This window comes from Xanthomonas hawaiiensis (genome assembly GCF_031834635.1).
Lineage (GTDB): Bacteria > Pseudomonadota > Gammaproteobacteria > Xanthomonadales > Xanthomonadaceae > Xanthomonas_A > Xanthomonas_A sacchari.
In genome coordinates, this window is record NZ_CP115873.1 from 868,636 (window position 1) to 892,285 (window position 23,650).

The window sequence follows — 23,650 nt, forward strand, 5'->3', positions numbered from 1 at the left end:
CGAGGCGCATCGTCCCAGCTTCTTCATCCACTCTTTGCCCGACGCTGCCTATGGTCGCAGCGACGGCGCGCCGGCATCGCGGCGCGTGGAGGAGCCGATGGCATGTTCTGGAAACGCAACAGCCTGTCGATCGTATTGCTGGCGCTGAGCCTGCTGTTCATGGCCGGCCAGGCGCTCAGCGGCCACCAGGCCTACAACGAGGAACTGCGCCAGCAGGGGCTGGCGGCCCTGCCGATGTGGGAGTACCTGCACAGCGGGCATTTCATCGGCGCGCTGTTCGAGAACTGGGAGAGCGAGTTCCTGCAGATGGGCATGTACGTGGTGCTGACGGTGAAGCTGCGCCAATGGGGCTCGGCCGAGTCGCGGCCGCTGGCGCCCGCCGAGGAAGACGACGCCGTCGCGCCCGGCCCGGTGCCCTGGCCGGTGCGCGCCGGCGGCATCTGGCTGGCGCTGTACGAGCGCTCGCTGGCGCTGGCCTTCGGCGCCCTGTTCTTGCTCAGCTTCGTCCTGCATGCGTTGGGCAGCTGGCGCCACGAGGTAGCCGAACAGGCGATGCAGCATCGGCCGCCGCCGTCCTTCTGGGAACACGTCGGCGGCGCCCAGTTCTGGTTCGAATCGATGCAGAACTGGCAAAGCGAGTTCCTGGCGGTGTTCGCGCTGGTGGTCCTGAGCATCTGGCTGCGGCAGAAGGACTCCCCGCAATCCAAGCCGGTGCATGCGCCGCATCGGCAGACCGGCGACTGAACGGGGGCGCCGCAGGGGCGATCTCAGCCCATCGCCCAGACACACGAACGCCGCGATGCTTGCGCATCGCGGCGTTCGTGCGATGGACCCTGGAGTGAAGCGCTAGCGCGCCACGCTGCCCTTGGTCGAACCGGCGCCGGGGCCGGCGCCCAGATCGGCGCCAGTGGTCGGATCGCTGTCCGGTTGCGACAGCGTGCGCGCCGCCAGCGCCTGCAATGCGCTCTGTTCCAGTTCGCTCAGGCCCACGCTCGGCATGCCGCTGCCGCCGTCCACCGCCACCTGGCGATTGCGGTCGGCAATGGACTCCCACTGGCTGCCGCTGTTCCAGGGCCCGTGCATGTCGCCATCGCCCTGCGACATGTCGTAGTAGCGATCGGTGAAGGCCGGATCGCCCGGCAGCTTACCCGGCGGGAAGTTCGGCTCGATGGAATACAGCGCCTTTTCGAAGGACTTCTGGTGCGCCACTTCGCGGGTCATCAGGAAGGTGAGCGCATCGACGATGCCGGGATCGTCGGTCACGTTGATCAGCCGCTCGTACACGATCTTGGCGCGGGCCTCGGCGGCGATGTTGGATCGCAGGTCGGCGGTGGGTTCGCCGATGCTGTCCACATAGGCCGCGCTCCACGGCACGCCGCTGGAATTGACCAGCGCAGGACCGCCGCCATAGAGGATCTGCTGGGTCTGGCTGGTGTTGTTGTTGCGAGTGAGGTTGCGCATGTCCTCGGCTTCGGCCATGCCTTCGGACAGCACCGCCTTCGGCCCCTGGTTGAGCATGGCGATGATCGAACCGATGATTTCCAGGTGGCTCAGTTCCTCGGTGGCGATGTCGTACAGCAGATCCTTGCGGCCGGGATCGACCTCGCCGATGGCCTGGGTGAAGTAGCGCATGGCCGCGGCCAGTTCGCCTTGCGGGCCGCCGAATTGCTCGAGCATCAGCGAGGCCAGCGCCGGGTCGGGCTGCGCCACGCGGACGGTGTACATCAGCCGCTTGTTGTGCATGAACATGAAAAATCTCCTGGAGTGCCGCCCGAACGTCGCGACGACGCGGTGGCGCGGCCGGTGGCCGCGCGTGGGGGATAGGCGTCTGGGACGCCGCGGTCCGCCTTCGCTTCAGCGGACCGCGGCGGGGGCGGTCAGGCCGCCTTGCGCTTGCGCGCTGCTTCCTCGTTGCCGCCCTGTTCGGCGAGCAGGGTGAGCTTCTCGTCGGTGGACTTCTCTTCGTCGAGCGTTTCCAGCAACAGGGCCAGCGCATCGTCCATGCCCAGTTGCTTGGCCATGGCGGCGAGCGTGCCGTAGGACGCGATCTCGTAATGCTCGACCTTCTGCGCACCGCCGATCAGCGCAGCATCGCGCACCGGGCCGGCCTCGATCGAATCGATCACTTCCTTGCCTTCTTCCACCAGGCCTTCCATGGCGGCGCACTTGATCCGCTTCAGGCGCAGGTTGCCTTTCTCGACGATCTGGTCGATGCGTTCGATCTGGCCCTGGGTTTCTTCCAGGTGCGCCTCGAACGCCGCGCGCAGGGCCGGGTTGGTGGCGGCGCGCGCCAGGCGTGGCAACGCCTTGGTCAGCTGCTTCTCGGCGCTGTAGATGTCCGACAGCTCGTGGATGAACAATTCGTCGATGGTCTTGACGGCCATTGGGAGTCTCCGGTCGGTGATGGATGATGGTGCTGCTGTGGGGGAATGCGCGCGCGTCGAGTCGTATGCGACGGCGCTCAGTGCTTGGCGGTTTCGCCTTCGGTGCGCTCGCGCTTCAGGAACGCCAGGATCGTGGCTTCCTGGTGCTCGATCAGCCATTCGGCCATGGCGATTTCCTGGTCGAGGATGGCGGCGCAGATGTCGGCGATCTCGGTCTGTCCGGCTTCCTTGGCGGCGATGACCAGCGCGCGGTAGCTGGCGATCTCCATGTGTTCGAACGCGTAGCTCACGCCCAGGCTCTTGGCCACCTCGTCGCTCATCATCGAGTTGCCGGCGGCATGCACGGTGGCCATCACACTGGCGACCGTGCCCTTGATCGTGGGGATCGAGCCGTCGAGAATCTCGATGCAGCGCTTGACCTTGTCGGACTGATCGCGGGTTTCGTTGACATGCTGCTCGATGCGCGCCTTCAGTTGCGGGTAGTGCTCCAGGCGGCCAGCAGTGGCAGTGAGCATGGTGTTGGCCTCCTGCTCCATCGCGTAGGCATCCTGCAGCCACTTCAACAAGCGTTCGGTGTTGCTTCGGGTCATGGATATCGCTCCAGAAGGTGTGCGCGACGCGACCTGCATCGCATCGTGCGTCCGTGTGTTTTCCCCTGTGCGACCATGCTGGACCCGCCGCCGTTAGAGCAGTTGCAGCACAGAGTGAATGCCATGCGAGATGCGGCGTGAGGAGATGTGCACAGGTGGCGAGACACGTGGTGCCGCTGTCTTCTGCGCCTGCGCTCTCGTAGGAGCGGCTTCAGCCGCGACAGGTCTTCCTGGGAATGCCTGTCGCGGCTGAAGCCGCTCCTACGTGGGGGAGTGCAATGGATCTGCCTGCTACCAAGACAGAAGCAGGCGTTGCATCGTGTATCGCGACGCGTGTGCTCGCGCGAAAAACCAAGGCGAAAACATCACGGGAAAGCCTCTCGCGGCTGAAGCCGCGCCTATGGCACCGCCAGATCGCGGCGCTTTTCCCATTCCCGATTCCCCACTCCCGATTCCCAGCCCTACAACGTCACCGCTCCGCCCGAAATCGTCAGCAACGTGCCCGAGGTGTAGCTCGAGGTATCCGCGGCCAGCAGCACATAGGCCGAGGCCAGTTCCGCCGGCTGGCCGGGGCGGCCGAACGGGGTCTGCTCGCCGAACGTGCGCACCGATTCCTCGTCCATGCCGGTCGGAATGAACGGGGTCCAGATCGGGCCCGGCAGCACCGCGTTGACGCGGATCTTCTTCTCGGCGAGCAGCCCGGCCAGGCCGATGGTCAGGTTGGCCAATGCGCCCTTGGTGGCCGAGTACGGCAGGATGTTGGGCGTGGGCTTCTTCGAGTTCACCGAGGCGGTGTTGATGATCGATCCGCCCTCAGGCATGTGCGGCAACGCCAGTCGCACCAGGTGGAACGGCGCATGCACGTTGGTGGCGAAGGTCTTCTCCCACTCGTCGAGGGTGATCTCGTCGAAGCTGTGGAAGTAGCGCTGGTAGGCGGCGTTGTTGACCAGCACGTCGAGGCCGCCGAACGCCTCGGCCACGCTCTTGATCAGGCTCTCGGCCTGTGCGCGGTCGCTGATGTCGCACGGATGCAGCAGCACGCGCACGCCGGCGTCCTCGACCAGCCTGGCGATGCGCTCGGCGTCGTCCTGCTCGTCGGGCAGGTAGGCGATGGCGACGTCGGCGCCTTCGCGCGCATAGGCGATCGCCACCGCCGCGCCGATGCCGCTGTCGCCGCCGGTGATCAGGGTGCGCTTGCCCTGCAGCAGGCCGTGGCCGACGTAGCTGTCTTCGCCGTGATCCGGTTTCGGATCCATGGCCTGGGTCTTGCCGGGGAAGGATTGCTGCTGGGCCTTGAAGGGCGGCGACGGATAATTGGGAACGGCCATGTGCGTACCTCGTTGGGGGGAGTGTCCAACGAGGGTGGGCAGGCGTCGGTAAAGCCGGGGCCAAGGCCATGTGCGCGGCATGTCACGACGCCGGCCCATTCGCACGAAGGATGGCGCTGTGCGGCCGCCGCCGCCGCTGCGGCGTGAACTCAGCCGGCGGCGAGCGTGCGCGAGCCGACGATGATCATGCGCAGCATCGCGGTGATCTGTCGGATCAGCTCCGGATCCTTCTCCGGCGGCAGGTCCATCGCGGTGGCGCCCATCGCGAACACCAGCCGGGTGATCGCCTTGGACACCAGCGCCGGCTCGTGCAGCGGCGCGCCTTCCAGCGCGGCCAGGCGGATCAGGTCCACGCGCAGTTCGTCCTCGAAATAGTTCAGTTCGCGGTCCACCGCGTGCTTGAACGCGTCCGAACCGACCGTGCCCTCGCGTAACAGGACGTGCAGCAGCTTGTCGTCGGCGCGCAACTGTTCCATGAAAGTCTCCACGGAACTGAGGATGATGCTGCGGCGGTTGCCGGCGGCGCGCTGCCGCGCCTGGCCGATGATGGTGCGCAGCGAGCTGCCGGCCAGGTCGATCAGCGCCACCGCCAGTTCGTCCATGTCGCGGAACTGGCGGTAGAAGCTGTTGGGGGCGATGCCGGCCTCGCGGGTCACCTCGCGCAGGCTCAGCGTGGACACGCTGCGGTGCGGCCCGATCAGTTTGAGCGCGGCGGCCAGCAGGTCCTCGCGCGAGATCGCGCCCTTGCGGGCGTTCGGCGTGTCCGCGGACGGAGGAGGGGAGAGCGTCGTCATGGGCAGACCGGGCCAGGCAATGGGGGATGATAGCGCCTTCACTGAATGCACAACTGTATAGACATCTGTCTCTGCGCCTGTATAGTGGACCTCCATGAACGCTGCCCGCCGTCCCGCCAAACTCCGCCCCGCCGCCCGCGCCCTGCGCGCCTGGGTCAAGCCGGACGTGTTCGATTTCTGGTCCACCCGCCTGCATCCGCTGTGGACCTGGCAGCGCCCGCGCGCCCGGCTGGTGCAGCGCGAGGCCGCCAGCAACGACGCGGTGACCCTGGTGCTGCAGCCCAACCGCCACTGGCGCGGCCTGCGCGCCGGCCAGCACGTGGAACTGGGCGTGGAGATCGACGGCCGCCGGCTGCTGCGCAGCTACAGCCCCACGCCGTTGCCGGGCGGACGCCTGGCGATCACGGTCAAGACCGTCGACGGCGGCCGGGTCAGCCAATACCTGGCCGGCGCCGCGCGCATCGGCGAGGTGTTCGAACTCGGCCAGGCCTATGGCGAGATGGTGCTGCCGACCGCGCCGCACGGCCGCTGGCTGCTGCTGGCCGCCGGCAGCGGCATCACCCCGATGCGCGCGCTGCTGCGACAACTGGCCGACGCCGGCATGCCGGCCGACGTCGACCTGCTGTACTGGGCGCGGCGCCACGACCAGGTCTGCTTCCGCGAGGAACTGCAGGCGCTGGCCGCCGCACATCCGCGTTTCCGCCTGCACCTGGCCATCACCGGCGAGGGCGAAGCGCCGGCGCCGCGCGTGGACACGCTGCCGCTGGACGCCCTGGGCGACCTGGGGCAGGCGCAGGTGCTGGCCTGCGGCCCCGGCGGCTTCGTGCAGGCCGCGCGTGCGCGCCTGCAGCCCCGCGTGGCGCGCTTCCAGGCCGAGGCGTTCAGCCCGCCGCCGGCGCCTGCCGATGTCGAGCAGGGCACCGTGGCGGTGACCCTGGCGCGAAGCGGCCGTGTGCTGCAGCTGCCGCGCGGCCAGTCGCTGCTCACCGCGCTGGAAGCCGAAGGCCTGCGACCCAGGCACGGTTGCCGCATGGGCATCTGCAACAGCTGCGCCTGCGGCAAGCAGGCCGGCATCACCCGTGATCTGCTCAGCGGCGCGCACGCCGCCGAACCCGGTTCGCTGAAGCTGTGCGTCAACAGCGCCAGCAGCGACCTGACCCTGGACCTCTGAGGACTTCCCCATGGCGGCTCCCCGCAACCGCGCACTCACCCCGGCCGAACTGCAGGCCTTCGGCGACGAACTGGATGCGCTGCGCACACGCACCCTGGCCGACCTGGGCGCGCGCGATGCGCGCTATATCCGCCGCATCGTCGCCGCGGTGCGCTACACCGGAGTAGCCGGACGCGCGCTGCTGTTCCTCGGCGCGTTCGTGCACAGCGTGCTGGTGCCGGCATGGATCGCCGGCGTGCTGCTGCTGACCCTGTCCAAGATCCTGGAGAACATGGAGCTGGGCCACAACGTGATGCACGGCCAGTACGACTGGATGGGCGATGCGCACCTGAACGGCAATACCTACGAGTGGGACATCGTCGCCACCGGCGACAACTGGCGCAAGACGCACAACTTCAAGCACCACACCTACACCAACGTGCGCGGCATGGACGACGACATCGGCTATGGCCTGCTGCGCATCTTCCCCGAGCAGCGCTGGCGCCCGTTCTACCTGGCGCAGCCGTTCATCGCGGTGGTGTTCGCGCTGCTGTTCGAATGGGGCGTGGCGATCCAGGACCTGCGTCTGGGCCGCTGGCTGGCCGGCAAGATGAAGCGCGGCGAATTGAAGCGGACGTTCCTGCCGGTCGGGCGCAAGATGGGCCGGCAGATCTTCAAGGACTACATCCTGTTCCCGGCGCTGGCCGGCCCGTTCTTCCTGACGGTGCTGCTGGGCAACCTGGCCGCCAACGTGCTGCGCAGCATCTGGACCTTCGTGATCATCTTCTGCGGCCACTTCACCGCCGACGCCGAGACCTTCCCCAAGGACTCGATCAAGAACGAGTCGCGCGGGCACTGGTACCTGCGCCAGCTGCGCGGTTCCTCCAACCTGGCCGGCGGCAAGCTGCTGAACGTGCTGTCGGGCAATCTCAGCCACCAGATCGAGCACCATTTCTTCCCGGACGTGCCGGCCAACCGCTACGCGGCGCTGGCGGTGCAGGTGCGCGAGATCTGCGCGCGCTACGGCCAGCACTACAACACCGGCTCGCTGCCCAAGCAGTTCGGCCAGGTGGTGTGGCGGATCCTGCGCCACGCCTTCCCGAGCCGGCCGCGGCCGGTGCGGGCGTTGCAGCCGGCGACGCAACAGGCCGGCTGAGCGTCGCGCGAGGGATGGCAAAAGGCGGGGGCAACCCCGCCTTTTTCGTTGGCTCGGCACTGGCGCGATGTGCACGTCTCGCTCACGGCGCGCTTCAGATCATCCTGGTCGCCTGCACATGCCGGGCACGGCGTTGCAGGCATCTCCCGTTGCGCGAGGGCCTGCGATGAAACCTGCCAAACTGTTCAATGTCGTCGCCAAGAAGGCGTCCTATGCGGCCGGCACGCCATGGACGTTCTGCATCGCAGTGGCGATCGTGCTGATCTGGGGCATCAGCGGGCCGGTGTTCGGCTTCAACGACACCTGGCAACTGGTCATCAACACCGGCACCACCATCATCACCTTCCTGATGGTGTTCCTGATCCAGCACACCCAGAACGCCGACACCGCGGCGATGCAGATCAAGCTCGACGAACTGATCCGGGTCAGTGCCAAGGCCAACAACGAATTGCTGGATCTGGAAGAGCTGGACGAGAAGCGGCTGGAAGAGATCCGCCGCCAGTACGAGGAACTGGCGCGCAAGGCCAGCGAGGAACTGCGTGCGCGCAATTCGCGCCACGGCGATGGCCGCGCGGCCCACGATCGCCCGAAGGGCTGAGCTGACGTCCACGCCCCTGCGAACGGTGGGAGCAGCGTGTCGGCGGTGAGCGCGCGACACGCCGCTGTGCGTTGCAGCGATCAGGCCGGCACGGCGCCGTCCGGATCGCCTATGGTCGCAGTCGTCGACGCGCGCTCGGCGCCCTGCAGGGTGTCGCCATGCGGCGGCGTGGCCCGGCCGTCATCCAGCTCAGCTGGTGGCATGGACGAGGCCGCGTCGACCACGGTGGTGTGGGTGTTGCGGCGATAGGCGCGGATGGCGGCGTAGGCCGTGCCGGCCAGCGCGAGTTTCCAGAGTAGACCGGACATCGGAAGGCTCCAATGTGGAAGGAGCGGCCAGCGTCGGCCAGTACGGGTGGCGCAGGCGTGCACGTCACGTGCGTACGGCGTGGTGGTGCGGATCGGCGTTTTAGCCGCTGCTCGCGCGGCCTTCATCGCAGCTTGCATGCCGGCTAACGTGCGCCGGCTTAGCGTGAGCCGCTCACATACGCTTCTGCAGGAGATCGTCATGGCGCAGCGCAACGCACCTCCCACCGGCACGCACGATGTCCGCCAGGCCGCCTACCGCGGCACGCAAGGCGATGTGTCCGCCGACAGCGGCGTGCCCCGCGGCCGCGACCGCAACGTGCCCTCGCAGCCCATGCCGCCGCCGCAGGCGCATACGTCGCATGACCACGGCGAGGACCGCAGCGGACGCAGTCAGCCCAACCTGGGCCAGGCCGGCACCTATGGCGCCACCGGCGAGCATGCCGGTGGCGCACACGGCAAGGCCGCCACACCCGGCGGCTATCACGAGGACGATGGCGATGCGGCACACGACGCTGCCGCTGCACGCAGCGAAGACTAGCCGCACCGTGCGCTGAACATGCGTTCTGCAGGCGCAGGCGTATGCCGTCTGCGCCACGCGTCGGTAACGCGCGCGGTGCGACCATGCCGATCCCCACCCGGAGATCCGCACGCATGTCCAAGCAGACCATGGCCCGTCTACTCGCCGAAACCCTGCACAGCGCGGGGGTGGAGCGGATCTGGGGCGTTACCGGCGACAGCCTCAATGGCCTGACCGACGCGCTGCGGCAGATGGACCGCATCGAGTGGATGCATGTGCGCCACGAGGAGGTGGCGGCGTTTGCCGCCGGCGCCGAAGCCGCGGTCAGCGGCAAGCTGGCGGTGTGCGCCGGCAGCTGCGGACCCGGCAACCTGCACCTGATCAACGGGCTGTTCGACTGCCACCGCAGCCACCAGCCGGTGCTGGCCATCGCCGCGCACATCCCGTCCTCGGAAATCGGCCTGAACTATTTCCAGGAAACCCACCCGCAGGAACTGTTCCGCGAGTGCAGCCACTACGTCGAACTGGTCACCAACCCGGCGCAGATGCCGGAGGTGCTGCAGCGGGCGATGCGCACGGCGATCCTGCGCCGCGGCGTGGCCGTGGTGGTGATTCCCGGCGACGTGGCGCTGCAGGAGATGCCCAAGGGCACGCCGACGACGTGGCCGGCGCTGGCCACCCCGCGCATCCTGCCGGCCGAGGCCGACGTGGCAAAGCTGGCCGACCTGCTGCAGGCGAGCAAGGCCACCACCTTGCTGTGCGGCAGCGGTTGCGCCGGCGCGCACGACGAGGTGGTGGCGCTGGCCGACGCGCTCGGTGCGCCGATCGTGCATGCGCTGCGCGGCAAGGAACACGTGGAGTGGGACAACCCGTTCGACGTCGGCATGACCGGCCTGATCGGCTTCAGTTCCGGCTACCAGGCCATGCTCAACTGCGACACCTTGCTGATGCTCGGTACCGATTTCCCGTACCGGCAGTTCTATCCCAAGGACGCCACCATCGTGCAGGTCGACAACGATCCGGCCGCGCTGGGGCGGCGCACGCCCTTGCAACTGGGCATCGCCGCCGACGTGCGCGAGACCATCGCCGCGCTGCTGCCGCGCCTGCAGCGGCGCGAGGACCGCGGCTTCCTGGAGAAGTCGCTGGCCCACTACCACAAGGCGCGCGAGGGCCTGGACGACCTGGCCGTGGCCTCGGCGCCCGGCGAGCCGCTGCATCCGCAGTTCGTCACCCGCATGGTCGATGCGCTGGCCGAGCCCGATGCGATCTTCACCTGCGACGTCGGCACGCCGACGGTGTGGGCGGCGCGCTACCTGACCATGAACGGCCAGCGCCGCCTGCTCGGGTCGTTCAACCACGGCTCGATGGCCAATGCGATGCCGCAGGCGCTGGGCGCGCAGGCGCAGTTCCCGCGCCGGCAGGTGATCTCGCTGTCCGGCGACGGCGGGTTCACCATGCTGATGGGCGACTTCATCACTCTGGCCCAACTCGGCCTGCCGGTGAAGGTGGTGGTCTACAACAACGGCTCGCTGGGCTTCGTGGCGATGGAAATGAAGTCGGCCGGCTACCTGGACACCGGCACCGACCTGAGCAATCCGGACTTCGCCGCGATGAGCAATGCGATGGGCATCCTGGGCCTGCGCGTGGACGAATCGGCGCAACTGGAACCGGCCCTGCGCGACGCGTTCGCGCATCCCGGCCCGGCGCTGGTGGACGTGCGCGTGGCCAGCCAGGAGCTGGCGATCCCGCCGGCGATCAAGCTGGAACAGGCCAAGGGCATGGGCCTGTACCTGCTGCGCGCGGTGATGAGCGGACGTGGCGACGAGGTGCTGGAGCTGGTCAAGACCAACCTGCGCTGAGCGCGGCCCACACCGCGGCCCGCGGCGGTCGTTCGCCACGCCGGGTCGCGAGACCGCGATGACCCGGCTACGATCGCCGCGGTTCGCCCCGCCTCTTCCGCTGCGCCCAAGGACGTCCATGCCCCGTTCGCTGTTGCGGCAACTGCTGCTGATCTGGATCGTCATCGTCGCCGCCTGCGTCGGCATGGCGGTGGTGCTGGTCGGGCTGTACCGGCACAGCGAGGGCGTGCGCGCGGAGCGTGCGCAGACCGGCTTGCGCGAGGTGTGCACGCGCATGGTGCAGCGCTACAACGGCGCCAGCGCCGCCGCCCACGGCAGCGACGGCACCGGCCTGGCGGCGGTGGTGTCGCAACTGGTGCTGGCCGATGCCGCCGGCGTGGAAGGCGGCTTCTGGGACCGCCAGCGCGGCTTCCTCGCCTATGCCTATCCGACGTACGACGGCAGCGAGCACAAGACCGACGTGCCCTCGGCCGAGCGCAACGTCATCGTCACCACCGTGCAGCGCGGGGTGGAGGCGCAGCACACGGTCGACTACCGCCGCGACGGGCAGCGCGAGAGCCTGTTGATCGCCGCCTGCCCGCTGGACCGCAACGCCGCGGCCTGGGCCATGACCCGCGTGGCCTCCAGCGACGCTGCGGCCAGCCTGCCGCTGGCGCTGGGGATGGCGCTGATCCTGGCGCTGGTGGTGGTGTCGGCGCTGGCGCTGGGCTGGGTGGTACGGCGCTGGAGCCAGCGCCTGCAGGGCATCCAGCAGGCCCTGGCGACGCCGGCCGAGGTGCCGCAGATTCCAAAGACCGGGGCGCCGGAACTGGACCGGCTCGGCGCCGCGGTCACCGACTACGCCCAGCGCAATGCGCAGGCGCTGGCCGAGACCCGCCGGCTCGGCGAGGAACTGTCGCGCCACGAACGCCTGGCCGCGCTGGGGCGCATGACCGCGACCGTGGCGCACGAAATCCGCAACCCGATCGCGACCCTGCGCCTGGCGCTGGAGAACCACATCGCCGCGCACGCGCATGGCGCCGACGACGCCCAGGCGCAGCTGATGCTGGCGCAGATCCAGCGCCTGGACGGTGTGGTGGAAAGCCTGCTCGGCATGGTCCAGCCGATCCGCCTGCACCGGCAGACGGTGGCGCTGCAACCGTGGCTGCAGGCGCTGCTGGATCCGGCCGACTGGGACGGGCAGACGCCGCCGATCGCGCTGCGCCTGCAGGCCGCGCCGGCGCAGTGGATGCTCGACCCGCAGCAGGCCGCACGCGCCCTGCACAACCTGCTGCGCAACGCCCTGCAGCACGCCACGCCCGGCACCGAGGTGATCCTGGCCGCCCAGGCCGAGGACGACCTGCTGCAGCTGCGCGTGCGCAACCAGGGCGAGCCGGTGCCGGCGCCGGTGGCCGCGCATCTGTTCGAACCGTTCGCCAGCGGCCGCAGCGACGGCAACGGCCTGGGCCTGGCGCTGGTGCGCGAGATCGCCCGCGCCCACGGCGGCGAGGCGCACTACACGCATCGCGACGGCATCACCGAGTTCACCCTGGAGCTGCCATGGCGCGCATCCTGATCATCGACGACGACCTGGCGTTCCTCAGCACCCTACAGGCGACGCTGCGCTCGTTCGGCCACGAGGTGGTGGCCGTGTCCGACCCGCGCGAGGGTTTGGCGCGTCTGGGCGAGGGCGGCCTCGACCTGGCCTTCGTCGACTTCCGCATGCCCGGCATGGACGGCATCGCGCTGATGCGCGCGCGCCAGGACGACGCGCAGGCCATGCGCGTGCCGCTGGTGATGCTCACCGCGCATGCCTCCAGCGGCAACACCATCGAGGCGATGAAGCTCGGCGCCTTCGATCACCTGGTCAAGCCGGTGGGCCGTGCCGACATCGCCGAGGTGGTCGAGCGCGCCCTGCGCAGTCGCGGCGACGACGCAGCGGAGGCCGCACCGGCAATGCCGGCCGAGGAGGACGACGCGCTGCTCGGCCACAGCGCGGCGATGCGCACCGTGCACAAGCGCATCGGCCTGGCCGCGGCCTCCGACCTGCCGGTGCTGATCACCGGCGAGACAGGCACCGGCAAGGAACTGGCGGCGCGCGCGCTGCACCGTGCCAGCGCCCGCGCCGCGCAGCCGTTCGTGGCGATCAATTGCGCGGCGATTCCCGCCGAACTGATGGAAAGCGAACTGTTCGGCTACCGCAAGGGCGCGTTCTCCGGCGCGGTGAGCGACCGCAACGGCCTGATCCGCGACGCCGACGGCGGCACCCTGTTCCTCGACGAAATCGGCGACATGCCCTTGCCGATGCAGGCCAAGCTGCTGCGTTTCCTGCAGGAAGGCGAGGTGTCGCCGCTGGGCGGGCGCGGCGCGCAGAAGGTGGACGTGCGGGTGATCGCCGCCACCCACCGCGACCTGCTGCAGGCGGTGGACGCCGGGCGCTTCCGCAGCGACCTGCGCTACCGGCTCAACGTGGTGCCGATCGAACTGCCGCCGCTGCGCGAGCGCGGCGACGACATCCTGCTGCTCGCCCAGCACTTCCTCGCCGCCGGCGCCAGCGCCCCACAGACCCTGTCGGCCGCGGCACAGGCGCGCCTGCGCGCCTACCCCTGGCCGGGCAACGTGCGCGAACTGCGCAACGCAATGCAACGCTGCCAGGTGCTGGTGCGCGCGCCGGTGGTGGAGGCGCACGACCTGGACGAGCTGCTGGCGTCGCCGCCGGCCGAAATGCCCACGACGCTGGACACCGACGCGCTGACCCTGCCGCAGGCGATCGCGCAACTGGAACGGCAGATGATCCAGGCCGCGCTGACCCAGGCCCACGGCAACCGCGCCGAGGCCGCACGCCGGCTCGGCATCCATCGCCAGCTCCTGTATCGCAAGCTCGACGAATATGGGCTGTAGCGGCGCGCTGCTTGCGCGCCGCGGGATTGGGGATTGGGGATTGGGGATTCGCAAAAGCGAATGCGCCGCCTGATGTCCGGCGCTGTGACGAATCCCCAATCCCTAATCCCGAACCCCATCCACAGCTGTCCGCAAAGCGGACAGGTGTGGATGGAACGGAGACGCCTTCCAGGCCGGGTCAACACTAAATTTCCTTCATAATCAATGGCTTAAAAGTTGGCACGGCCTCTGCATTATCTCTCCTGCGAGCGGCGCCCCCTTGCCGCTCAGGAGGAACTCCCATGATCCGTCGTAGCGCACTCGCTCTGTCCCTGGTGCTGGCCACCGCCGCTGCCGCCGCCACCGCGCAGGTGCCGGCGCCTCCCGCACCTCCCGCTCCGCCGGCGCCCGGCAGCGTTCCGGCGCCGCCGCCGCCGCCCGCGGCGTCCGTCGCCGCCACGTCGGTGCGCGTGGACGGCACCGTCGAGCGTTTCATCCTCAACCCCAACGGCGACGTCGATGGCCTGTGGCTGATGGACGGCACCCAGGTCAGCTTCCCGCCGCACCTGTCGGCCGATCTGCAGGCCGCGGTGCGCCGTGGCGATGCAGTGTCGGTGCAGGGCTACCGCCTGGGCAGCCTGCCGCTGCTGCAGGCCAGCAGCATCACCGCGCGTCGCAGCGGCAAGCAGGTGGTCGACCGTCCGCCGAACCCGATGACGCCGCCGCCGGCCCCTCCGGCGCCGCCGTCCCTGACCCCGCTGCAGGCCGATGGCCGCATCGAGCGTCTGGTCTACGGCCCGCGCGGCGACACCGCCGGCGTGCTGCTCAGCGACGGCACCGTGGTGCGCATGCCGCCGCCGGCCGCCCAGCAGTACAGCGAACTGCTGCGGCCCGGCGCGCGCCTGAGCGTCAACGGCTTCGGCGTGCTGACCCAGGTCGGCCGCTCGGTGGAGGCTACCCAGGTCGGCCGCGATCGCAATTCGCTGCAGGCGGTGTTCGCGCCGCCAGCCCCGCCTGCGCCACCGGCCGCACCGCCGCCGCCGGCCCAGCCGGGCGCACCGGGTGCGCCGGCTACCCCGCCGCCGCCGCCGGCTCCGCGTTGATCCAGGCGCTGCCGCATCGCGCCTGACCCCTGCGCCCGCCGTTCGCGGCGGGCGCTGCCGGCCCCCGCCGGCATCCCCCTTGTTCGTCTGGAGAATGCAATGCATTGGGTCGATCCCGATTCCCTGCCGGAAACCCGCGGCACGCTCGCGCGCTTCCTGCTCAATCCCAAGGCCGACGTCGACGGCCTGCTGTTCGACGACGGCACCGAAGTGCACACCCCGCCGCACCTGTCGGCGCAACTGCTGAAGGCGCTGCGTCCGGGCGCCGGCCTCGGCGTGCGCGGACTCAAGCCGCGCGGCGCCGATGTGCTGGTGGCGCTGGCGGTGGACCCCGACGGTGCCGAGCGCATCGTCGACGAAGGCCCGCATGCCGCGCCGCATAAGCCCAAGCCGAAGCCGCCGGCCAAGCCCAAGCCCGCGGACGCGGTGCACCACGCCGGCACCATCGCGCGGCTGCTGCACGGCCCGCACGGGCAGGTGCATGGCGCGCTGCTGGAGGACGGGCTGATCGTGCGCTTCCCGCCGCACGCGGTGCCGGAATCGGCGCGCTGGTTGACGGCCGGCAAGCCGCTGGCCGCGCAGGGCGAACTGCTGGCGTCCGCGCATGGCCAGGTACTGCATGCGCAGGCGCTGGGCGCCAGCGAGGCGACGCTGCAGCCGTTGCCGCCGAAACCGAAGCCGCCCAAGCCTCATCACAAGCCGTTGCACGCGCATGCGGATGATGCTGCGCCGAAGCATGGGCCCAAGGCGAAACCGAAGCCCAAGCCCAAGCCGAAGTCCCACTAAGTGCCGCGTCGTCGCGGCGGTGCGCCCCTGGCCACCGCCGCGCCTGTGTTCCCTCCGCTCCTCCAGGACACCGTCATGCCGCCCGTCGCGCCTGCGCAGCACCACGTTTTCCTGTCCTTGTCGCCGCTCTCGTCGGTGGTGCGCGCATGAGCGGCGCCGGGAAGCGCCATCGCCCGCGCGGCACGCGCGCGCTGGAAGCGCTCAACTTCACCATGGCCGATGTGCAGGACGGGCTCGGCCCGTTCCTGAGCGTGTTTCTGCAATCCAAGGGCTGGTCGCTGGGCGCGATCGGCTCGGTGATGACCGCCGGCGGCATCGTCGGCATGCTCGCCACCACGCCGGGCGGCGCGCTGGTCGATGCGACCAAGCGCAAGCGCAGCATCGTGGTGGTCGGCTGCAGCATGATCCTGCTGGCCTCGGCGCTGCTGTGGTGGTCGCCGACTCTGCCAGGTGTCATCGCCGCGCAGGTCATGACCGCACTCGCCGCCGCCGCGCTGGGGCCGGCGCTGTCCGGCATCACCCTGGGCCTGGTGCGGCAGGCCGGCTTCGATCACCAGATCGCGCGCAACCAGGTCGGCAGCCACGCCGGCAACGTGGTGGCCGCGGCGCTGGCGGGTTTGCTTGGCTGGAAATTCGGTTTCGGCGCGGTGTTCGTGCTGACCGGCTGCTTCGGCGTGCTGGCCATCGTCTCGGTGTTGATGATCCCGCGCGATGCGATCGATCACCGCGCCGCGCGCGGCATGGCCGACGCGGAAGACGACAACGGCGCCCACGTCAGCGGCTGGTCGGTGCTGCTGACCTGCAAGCCCTTGCTGGTGCTGGCCGCGGCGCTGGCGCTGTTCCACCTCGGCAATGCGGCGATGCTGCCGCTGTACGGCATGGCAGTGGTGGCCGCGCACCAGGGCGACCCGAACGCGCTGACCGCCACCACCATCATCGTCGCCCAGGCCACCATGGTGCTGGCCTCGCTGCTGGCGATGCGCCTGATCCGCGTGCGCGGGCACTGGTGGGTGCTGCTGCTGACCTTCCTGGCGCTGCCGCTGCGCGGGCTGATCGCCGCCAGCTTCATCCACACCTGGGGCGTGTTCCCGGTGCAGATCCTCGACGGCGTCGGCGCCGGCCTGCAGAGCGTGGCGGTGCCGGCGCTGGTGGCGCACCTTCTGCAGGGCACCGGGCGGGTCAACGTGGGGCAGGGCGCGGTGATGACGATGCAGGGCGTCGGTGCGGCGCTGAGCCCGGCGCTGGGCGGCTGGATCGCGCAGGGGTTCGGCTACCGCGCCGCGTTCCTGCTGCTGGGCGGCATCTCGCTGCTGTCGCTGGCGTTGTGGGTGGGCATGCGCAAGCACCTGGTGACCGCGAAGCGCGACCGCGCAGCCGACGAACCGGTGCTGCCGCTGCCGGCTTAGGTCTCAGCCCAGCGCCACGCCAGGTACCACCTCGCAGGCGATCCCGGCAGCGGCCAACTGCGACGCCAGCGTGGCATGCGGCGCATGGCGGAATGCATCGCCCGGCAACAAGCTGACCACGCGCTGCCCGGCTTTCGCCCGTTCGACCAAAAGCGCCAGGTGTGCTGCCGGATGGTCCGGCAGCGGTTGGCGGCTGGCATCGCGGCGCGCCAGGCTCAGCACCGCCGTGCCGACCTCTGCACCGACCAACAGCAGATCGGCCTGGTTGAGCGCGCGCAGCGCCTTCAGCGTCAGCGCGCCGGGGTCGCCGCTGCCGGTACCGACCAGCCACACGCTGCCTTGCCGCGGCACCGCGTCGCTGCGCTGCAGGCTCTCGGCGAAGGCCCGCTCGGCGGCCTCGCGCTGGCCGCTCTGCAGCAGCGTCTGCACCGGCCCCTCCAGCACCTGCTCGAACCAGCGACGGCGCTGCGGCAGGTCCGGCAGGCGCGCGCGGATCGCGGCGCGATGGCGCGCGAACAGTTGCGCCAGCTCGGCGTAGGAATGGTCCAGTTCGGTCTCCCATCGCTCGCGCAGGCGCCGTGCCAGCATCGGCGCCGCGCCGCTGGAGGAGATCGCGATCAGCAGCGGATCGCGGTCGATGATCGCCGGCACCTGGAAGCTGGATAGTGCGGCGTCGTCGACCACGTTGACCCACTTGCGCCGCGCCCCGGCCTGTTCGGCCAACTGCCGGTTGAACGCGTCGTCGTCGGTGGCCGCCACCACCAGCCAGGCGTCGTCCAGCCACTGTGGGTCGAAGGCGCCGTCGGCGCGTTGCAGGCGGCCCTGCGCCAGCCACTGCGCCACGGTGGGGTTGAGCGCATGCGCGTACACCAGCACGTCGGCGCCAGCGTGCAGCAGCGCCTCGATCTTGCGCATCGCCACCTCGCCGCCGCCCACCACCAGCACACGGCGCCCGGCCAGGTCGGCGAACAGGGGATACAGCGGCATGCGGACTCCTGGCTGGGCGAGGTGCGTCAGGTCGCGGGCAGGCATGTGGCGGGGCCGCACGCGGCTGCGCAGCGTTCTGTCGGTCAACGATACCGAAAGGACGGTCGGATGGCGCTGTCGCGGGCGGAGGCCATTCCGTCCTCCCCATCCCAACGGTCCGCGACGGCAGCAGACGCCGGACCGTGCCCGATAGCGCTACGCCGCGCAACCAACGCGCATGCGCTGGCGTATGATCCGCGCTCGTCGCCCTCCCGAACCGGCATCATGGATCGAGCCCGTCCGTCCCTTTCGTGGCCACGCGTGTCGGCGTGGTGTGTCCTTTTCGCGCTGCTGTGGCAGGTGGCGCCGGCGCCGGCGCAGACCGCGCGCAAGCCGTCGGCCTACGAGCAACACCCGGGCAGTAACGCCACCGTGCAGCCGGCGACGGGGCCCGACTCCATGCCGCGCCTCGACAGCCGTGCGCAGTTCCTGCAACTCGCGCGGGTCTACAACGCCGGCACCGCATTGGAACTGCCGCATCTGCTGTTCGTGATCGACCGGCAGCAGGGCGGGCGCGTCTATTACCTCAACACGCCGCGCTTCGCGCTGCACGAGCAGTTCGTGCGCCAGCGCCTGGCGCCGCGCATGGGCAAGGCGGCGCTGAAGGCGCAGTACCGCGATCCACAGCGGCGCTTCCTGTTCGGGACCCTGAGCTGGCAGCAGGATCTGCCTGGCTACACCTACGAATTCTGGGAGGGCGACCGCCTCACCGCAGCGCTGCTGCAGCAGACCGATGCCGTCTTGCGCGCCTCGTTCTTCGACACGCTGCGGTTCAAGACCAATTCCACGTTGCACGAGCAACTGGCCCGTAGCGCCGGGCTGGCGTTCGTCACCCAGGAGGCGCTGCTGCGCGAGCAGCGCTTCCTGCCGTTGAACACCGGCCATGCCGAGGGCCGGCTGCGCATCGTGCGTTCGGAGGCGCAGTTTCGTGCGCTGTCGCCGCGCGATATCCCGGTGCTCGACGAGGTGCCGATCGCGCTGGCACCGGTCGCGGGCGTGGTCACGCAGCGCCCGTCCACGCTGCTGTCGCACGTCAATCTGCTGGCCAAGGGCTGGGGCATTCCCAACGTGTACGTGCGCGATGCGCAGGCGGCGCTGCGCCAGTACGACGGGCGCTGGGTGCAACTGGATGTCACCCACAACGACTACCGGGTGACGCCGCTTGCGGGTCCGCCGGCAGCCACGTCGTCCACTGCCCCCCGCACGGCGTCACGTACGCTGCCGCGTCCGGACCTGAGCGTGGCCACGCTCAAACCGCTGGCGGCGCTGCGCGCCCGCGACAGCCGCGCCTGCGGGAGCAAGGCGGCCAATCTCGGCACGTTGAAGGCAGTGTTGCCGCCGGCCGCGCGCGTGCCGGACGGCTTCTGCATTCCGTTCGCGTTCTACCAGGCGACGCTGCAGCGCCTGCAGGTCGACCAGTGCCTGCGCGACCTGCAGCGCCGTCCCGGCTTCGCCACCGATGCGGAGGTGCGCCGCGCCGCGCTGGCGACGCTGCGCGCCGAGATCGCCGACGCCACGCCCGATCCAGACTTCGCGCGCGCGCTGGAGGCGCAGTGGCGCGCACAACTGCACGGCGCCGGCGTGTTCGTGCGCAGCTCGTCCAACTCCGAGGATCTGCCCGGCTTCAGCGGCGCCGGCCTGTACACCACTGTGCCCAACGTCACCCACGCCGATGCCTTGGCCAAGGCGGTGCAGACGGTGTGGGCGTCGGTGTACAACTTCGAGGCCTACGAAGCGCGCGCCGCCGCCGGCCTGCCGCAGGACGCGGTAGCCATGGCGGTGCTGGTGCAGTTGGCCGCCCCATCCGACAGCTCCGGGGTGATGATCACCCGCGATCCGTTCGATGCCGCGCGCCGTCATGTCACCTACATTTCGGCCAAGCGCGGCCTCGGTATCCGCGTGGTCGAGGGCAAGCGCCAGGCCGAACAGGTGATGTATTCGAGCTGGTCCAAGGCGGTGCAGGTGCTGAGCCGCTCGGCCGAGGACACCCAACTCGTGGCCAACGCCACCGGCGGCGTCCGCGAGGTGCCGATCGTCGGCACCCGCCAGGTACTCACCGACGTCCTCATCGCGCGATTGGCCAAGGTCGGCGCGATGACCAAGCAGGCGCTGGGTGGCGCCGACCAGGACATCGAATGGGCGGTGGTCGGCGACGAGGTGGTGATCCTGCAGGCGCGGCCGTATGTGGAGCGGGGTGGGCGTCGATGAGCCGCCGTCACGGTGTCGCTGGCGTCGCGTGATGGCAGCTTCGCGGCGGCCGCCACAACTGCAGATCGCCCATCCGTTCATCTGGCGTCCGGGTGACGGGCTGAATGCCGGATGCGTCCAGCGCATGCGCGCACGCTTTCCTCGACCGCTCAAGCCGATGGGCGAAGCCTGGTTCATCGGCGAGGAGCGGCGCATGTTCGATTTCCTGCTCGCCGATCTCGACCACTTGTCGCTGCATGATCTGCGCGCGCCTCTCGATGAAATCGCGGCAGGAAACGCCTGTTTCGGACCGATGGACGAATGGACCCGATGGTATCGCTACTTGTTGGCGCACCTGGTTCCGCGCCACCATGCGCAATCGTTCGACAGCCTGTACCAACGCCTGGTCACGGCGTTCATCGCCATCCATCCACGCGCTATCGACGAGCCGTATCCGGGATTCGCCGACGATGCGAGGCACACCCTGGGCCGTTGCCTGATGGATCCGTTGCGCTGGGACGCACAGCGTCTGGCGCTTGCTGCGCCGGAGGATCCGCGCGCCAGCGAAGGACATTTTGCCTGGAGCGTGGCATACGGTGATTTTTCGGCCGGCATGTTCTTCTGTGCGAAGTATCTGGCCGAGGACGAACTGCCTGGTTGGCTCGACTCGGTGTTCGCGATCGATTGCCCGCTGTGGACCACGCAACTCTACACGTGGCTGCTGGCCACCTCGCCTCTCCTGTGTGGGGATGTGCTGGAGCTTCCCGAACTCGACTGCGATACGTTGATGGATGTCGTGTGGCATGGAGCGCACGTGTTGAAGGGCGATTTCTCCGGATGTTACGAACCTGCACCATCGCCGCTGCCGCTGCTGCCACCGGATCGCTGCCAGGCGGTGCTTGCCGCCGCGCGCAGGCACGTGTCGCAGGCGAGGTATTTCGCGTGGCTCGACGCGATCAAGCCGCATGCCTATCTGGAGACGATGCTGGGCGACATGCCCAATCGCTTCGAGGTGCTTTTCGAGATCGGCGCATAGCTCCGATTGCGGTGGGCAGCCGGTGCGGCGCAGCAGTGTCGGCGTTGCATCGAGGTCGGGTCGCGGCTGAAGCCGCTCCTACGGATGACAGCTCGCAACGTCCGCCTTTTGTAGGAGCGGCTTCAGCCGCGACCCCGCAGCGCCCGGCAGATCGCCAGGCGCTCCCATCGGCTCATGGCGTCGGCGCATCCGCATTGCGGTGATGCGCCGCGCTGGACTTGTTGTCGCGCTCGGCGGCCAGCAGGGTCAAGGATCGGCCGAGGCCGTGCCATTGCGAACCGCCGGGCAGGCCGTGTTCGCCGTTGCGCTCGGCGGTGTCGATCAGCACGCGCCAGTGTTCGCCTTCCACCAGCGGCAGGGTGAACTGCACGTCCTCGACCGCGCCGTTGACGATCATCAGCAGGGTCACGTTGGAGGCAGCCTGGCGCAGACCGCTGGACGGGGCGCGGCCGTCCAGGCGCATCATCAGCGCACGCGCGTGCGGATCGTGCCAGGACGCCTCGGTCATTTCCTCGCCGTCCGGCGCCAGCCAGGTCACGTCCTTGATGCCCAGTTCCTCGTCGTAGGCGCCGTCGAAGAAGCGCGCGCGGTGCAGCAGCGGGTAGTGCGCGCGCAGGTGGGTCAGGCGCGAGACGAAGGCGCTGAGCTGGTGCGCGCGCGGACCGGCTTCCCAGTTCAACCAGGTCAGTTCGTTGTCCTGGCAATAGGTGTTGTTGTTGCCGCCCTTGCTGCGGCCGAACTCGTCGCCGGCCAGCAGCATCGGCGTGCCCTGCGACAGCAGCAGGGTGGCCAGCATGTTGCGCATCTGCCGCAGGCGCAGGGCGTTGATCTGCTCGTCGTCGGTCTCGCCTTCCACGCCATAGTTGGCGGAGATGTTGTTGTCCGAGCCGTCGCGGTTGTGCTCGCCGTTGGCTTCGTTGTGCTTGTGGGAATAGCTGACCAGGTCGTGCAGGGTGAAGCCGTCGTGGGCGGTGACGAAGTTGACCGAGGCGGTCGGGCGGCGACCGCGATGATTGAACAGGTCGGCCGAGCCGGTCAGGCGCGTGGCCAGTTCGGCCAGCTGGCCTTCGTCGCCGCGCCAGAACGCGCGCACGTTGTCGCGGAACTTGTCGTTCCACTCCGACCACCCCGGCGGGAAGCCGCCGACCTGGTAGCCGCCCGGGCCGACGTCCCACGGCTCGGCGATCAGCTTGACCTGGCTCAGCAGCGGGTCCTGACGGCAGGCGTCGAGGAAGCCGCCCTTGGGATCGAAGCCGTGGTGCTCGCGGCCGAGGATGGTGGCCAGGTCGAAGCGGAACCCGTCCACGTGCATCTCCGACACCCAGTAGCGCAGCGAGTCGTTGACCATGCGCAGCGCGCCGGCGTTGGTCAGGTCGAAGGTGTTCCCGGTGCCGGTGTCGTTGATGTAGAAGCGGCGGTCTTCGGCCAGGCGGTAATAGCTGGCGTTGTCGATGCCCTTGAACGACAGCGTCGGCCCCAGTTCGTTGCCTTCGGCGGTGTGGTTGTAGACCACGTCCAGGATCACTTCCAGCCCGGCGCTGTGCAGCCGCGCCACCATCTGCTTGAACTCGGACACCGTGCGCGTGGCCATGTAGCGCGGGTGCGGGGCGAAGAAACCGATGGTGTTGTAACCCCAGTAGTTGCGCAGGCCCTGCTTGAGCAAATATTCGTCGTCGACGAAGGCGTGCACCGGCAGCAGTTCCACCGCGGTCATGCCCAGGCGCTTGATGTGCTCCACCACCTCGTCCACCTTCAGCCCGGAGAAGGTGCCGCGCCAGGCTTCGGGGACCGAGGGGTGGCGCATGGTGGTGCCGCGCAGGTGGGTCTCGTAGATCACCGTGCTGTCCCACGGCGTCTGCGGGCGCTGGTCCTTGCCCCAGGTGAAGGCCGGATCGATCACCGCGCACTTGGGCATGTAGGCGGCGCTGTCGCGGCGGTCGAAGCTGAGGTCGGCATCCTTGTGGCCGATGGTGTAGCCGAACAGGGCCGGCGCCCATTTCAGTTCGCCCACCAGTTGCTTGGCGTAGGGATCGAGCAGCAGCTTGTTGGGATTGAAGCGATGTCCGGCATCGGGCGCGTACGGGCCGTACACGCGGTAGCCGTAGAGCTGGCCCGGGCGCGCGTCGGGCAGGTAGCCGTGCCAGATCTCGTCGGTGTACTCGGGCAGGGCGATGCGTTCGATCTCGCGGCCGCGATCGTCGAACAGGCACAGCTCCACCTTGGTGGCGTGCGCCGAGTACAGGGCGAAGTTCACCCCCAGGCCGTCCCAGGTGGCGCCCAGGGGGTACGGCAGGCCCTCGCGGATGCGCGAACGGCGGGTGAGCTTGCGCACGGGCATGAAGGATCCTTAGGAAGAAGTGCTGCCGTTGCCGGCGCTGCGTCGCGGTGCCGGCGGCGGCAGCGCTTCGTCATCGGCCTCGGCGGCCGCTTCCGCGGCCACCAGGCGCTCGGCCATGGCCCAGTGGCGGGCGGCGTGGCCATCGGGTCGCCCTTCGGCTTCCCAGATTTCGTGTGCGAGTTGGCGGATGCGGCGTTGGCGTGTTTCTGCGTCCATGGCTTCTTG

At 69.4% G+C, this 23,650-nt stretch carries 22 protein-coding genes; 13 read left to right on the forward strand and 9 right to left on the reverse strand.

The genetic code is table 11. The features are described 5' to 3' along the window. Positions 1-102 precede the first annotated feature (102 nt). The gene (locus tag PG878_RS03730) at positions 103-744 is read left to right on the forward strand and encodes a DUF6766 family protein (RefSeq protein ID WP_209032122.1); all 642 of its coding nucleotides are present in this window, start codon (positions 103-105) and stop codon (positions 742-744) included. Between the two features lie 102 nt (positions 745-846). Here PG878_RS03730 and PG878_RS03735 read toward each other — a convergent pair whose 3' ends face one another. The 5 genes from PG878_RS03735 to fabR form a co-directional block, all read right to left on the reverse strand. Beyond that, complete coding sequence (locus PG878_RS03735; RefSeq protein WP_010340751.1) at positions 847-1,749, reverse strand: manganese catalase family protein; 903 nt, start codon at positions 1,747-1,749, stop codon at positions 847-849. Positions 1,750-1,877: 128 nt separating this feature from the next. Next, positions 1,878-2,384 (reverse strand): YciE/YciF ferroxidase family protein, encoded by a 507-nt coding sequence (locus PG878_RS03740; protein ID WP_209032121.1) that lies wholly within the window; start codon positions 2,382-2,384, stop codon positions 1,878-1,880. Between the two features lie 77 nt (positions 2,385-2,461). Next, positions 2,462-2,974 (reverse strand): ferritin-like domain-containing protein, encoded by a 513-nt coding sequence (locus PG878_RS03745; protein WP_209032120.1) that lies wholly within the window; start codon positions 2,972-2,974, stop codon positions 2,462-2,464. A gap of 461 nt (positions 2,975-3,435) precedes the next feature. Then, positions 3,436-4,302 (reverse strand): SDR family oxidoreductase, encoded by an 867-nt coding sequence (locus tag PG878_RS03750; RefSeq protein WP_209032119.1) that lies wholly within the window; start codon positions 4,300-4,302, stop codon positions 3,436-3,438. Positions 4,303-4,451: 149 nt separating this feature from the next. Continuing rightward, positions 4,452-5,096: an HTH-type transcriptional repressor FabR gene (gene fabR / locus PG878_RS03755; RefSeq protein WP_209032118.1), complete on the reverse strand. Its 645-nt coding sequence runs from the start codon at positions 5,094-5,096 to the stop codon at positions 4,452-4,454. Between the two features lie 94 nt (positions 5,097-5,190). On the opposite strand from fabR, the gene PG878_RS03760 reads away from it, so the two are divergent. The 3 genes from PG878_RS03760 (at position 5,191) to PG878_RS03770 (ending at position 8,000) form a co-directional block, all read left to right on the forward strand. Further along, positions 5,191-6,267 carry a ferredoxin reductase gene (locus PG878_RS03760; protein ID WP_209032117.1) on the forward strand — a complete coding sequence of 359 codons (1,077 nt, stop codon included), beginning with the start codon at positions 5,191-5,193 and terminating at the stop codon, positions 6,265-6,267. Between the two features lie 10 nt (positions 6,268-6,277). After that, entirely contained in the window at positions 6,278-7,402 is a 1,125-nt protein-coding gene (locus PG878_RS03765; RefSeq protein WP_209032116.1) for a fatty acid desaturase family protein, read from the forward strand. Between the two features lie 166 nt (positions 7,403-7,568). Next, positions 7,569-8,000 carry a low affinity iron permease family protein gene (locus tag PG878_RS03770; RefSeq protein WP_209032115.1) on the forward strand — a complete coding sequence of 144 codons (432 nt, stop codon included), beginning with the start codon at positions 7,569-7,571 and terminating at the stop codon, positions 7,998-8,000. Between the two features lie 80 nt (positions 8,001-8,080). Here PG878_RS03770 and PG878_RS03775 read toward each other — a convergent pair whose 3' ends face one another. After that, entirely contained in the window at positions 8,081-8,308 is a 228-nt protein-coding gene (locus PG878_RS03775; RefSeq protein WP_209032114.1) for a hypothetical protein, read from the reverse strand. Between the two features lie 199 nt (positions 8,309-8,507). On the opposite strand from PG878_RS03775, the gene PG878_RS03780 reads away from it, so the two are divergent. The 7 genes from PG878_RS03780 (at position 8,508) to PG878_RS03810 (ending at position 16,838) form a co-directional block, all read left to right on the forward strand. Then, entirely contained in the window at positions 8,508-8,846 is a 339-nt protein-coding gene (locus tag PG878_RS03780) for a hypothetical protein (protein ID WP_209032113.1), read from the forward strand. Positions 8,847-8,974: 128 nt separating this feature from the next. Beyond that, positions 8,975-10,684, forward strand: coding sequence for a ubiquinone-dependent pyruvate dehydrogenase (poxB, locus tag PG878_RS03785; RefSeq protein ID WP_209032328.1), 1,710 nt, complete (start codon positions 8,975-8,977; stop codon positions 10,682-10,684). A gap of 118 nt (positions 10,685-10,802) precedes the next feature. Beyond that, entirely contained in the window at positions 10,803-12,239 is a 1,437-nt protein-coding gene (locus tag PG878_RS03790; RefSeq protein WP_209032112.1) for a sensor histidine kinase, read from the forward strand. Next, complete coding sequence (locus tag PG878_RS03795; RefSeq protein ID WP_209032111.1) at positions 12,224-13,564, forward strand: sigma-54-dependent transcriptional regulator; 1,341 nt, start codon at positions 12,224-12,226, stop codon at positions 13,562-13,564. Before PG878_RS03790 ends, PG878_RS03795 begins: the two co-directional genes overlap by 16 nt. 281 nt (positions 13,565-13,845) lie before the next feature. Continuing rightward, complete coding sequence (locus tag PG878_RS03800; protein WP_209032110.1) at positions 13,846-14,646, forward strand: hypothetical protein; 801 nt, start codon at positions 13,846-13,848, stop codon at positions 14,644-14,646. 99 nt (positions 14,647-14,745) lie between these two features. Then, positions 14,746-15,432: a hypothetical protein gene (locus PG878_RS03805; RefSeq protein WP_209032109.1), complete on the forward strand. Its 687-nt coding sequence runs from the start codon at positions 14,746-14,748 to the stop codon at positions 15,430-15,432. Positions 15,433-15,578: 146 nt separating this feature from the next. Then, the gene (locus PG878_RS03810) at positions 15,579-16,838 is read left to right on the forward strand and encodes an MFS transporter (protein WP_209032108.1); all 1,260 of its coding nucleotides are present in this window, start codon (positions 15,579-15,581) and stop codon (positions 16,836-16,838) included. 3 nt (positions 16,839-16,841) lie between these two features. Here PG878_RS03810 and PG878_RS03815 read toward each other — a convergent pair whose 3' ends face one another. After that, positions 16,842-17,825, reverse strand: a complete 984-nt coding sequence (locus PG878_RS03815) for an NAD(P)-dependent oxidoreductase (RefSeq protein WP_209032107.1) — start codon at positions 17,823-17,825, stop codon at positions 16,842-16,844. Between the two features lie 264 nt (positions 17,826-18,089). Between PG878_RS03815 and PG878_RS03820 the strand changes: the two genes are divergently transcribed. Together PG878_RS03820 and PG878_RS03825 are read left to right on the forward strand one after the other, a co-directional pair. After that, complete coding sequence (locus PG878_RS03820) at positions 18,090-20,072, forward strand: PEP/pyruvate-binding domain-containing protein (protein WP_244672698.1); 1,983 nt, start codon at positions 18,090-18,092, stop codon at positions 20,070-20,072. Between the two features lie 31 nt (positions 20,073-20,103). Continuing rightward, positions 20,104-21,087 (forward strand): hypothetical protein, encoded by a 984-nt coding sequence (locus tag PG878_RS03825; RefSeq protein ID WP_209032106.1) that lies wholly within the window; start codon positions 20,104-20,106, stop codon positions 21,085-21,087. Between the two features lie 172 nt (positions 21,088-21,259). On the opposite strand, the gene glgX is transcribed toward PG878_RS03825, so the two are convergent. Together glgX and PG878_RS03835 are read right to left on the reverse strand one after the other, a co-directional pair. Further along, on the reverse strand, positions 21,260-23,425 hold the full coding sequence (glgX, locus tag PG878_RS03830; protein WP_209032105.1) for a glycogen debranching protein GlgX: 2,166 nt from the start codon (positions 23,423-23,425) through the stop codon (positions 21,260-21,262). Between the two features lie 9 nt (positions 23,426-23,434). Next, positions 23,435-23,641: a DUF2934 domain-containing protein gene (locus PG878_RS03835; protein WP_010341051.1), complete on the reverse strand. Its 207-nt coding sequence runs from the start codon at positions 23,639-23,641 to the stop codon at positions 23,435-23,437. Positions 23,642-23,650 lie beyond the last annotated feature (9 nt).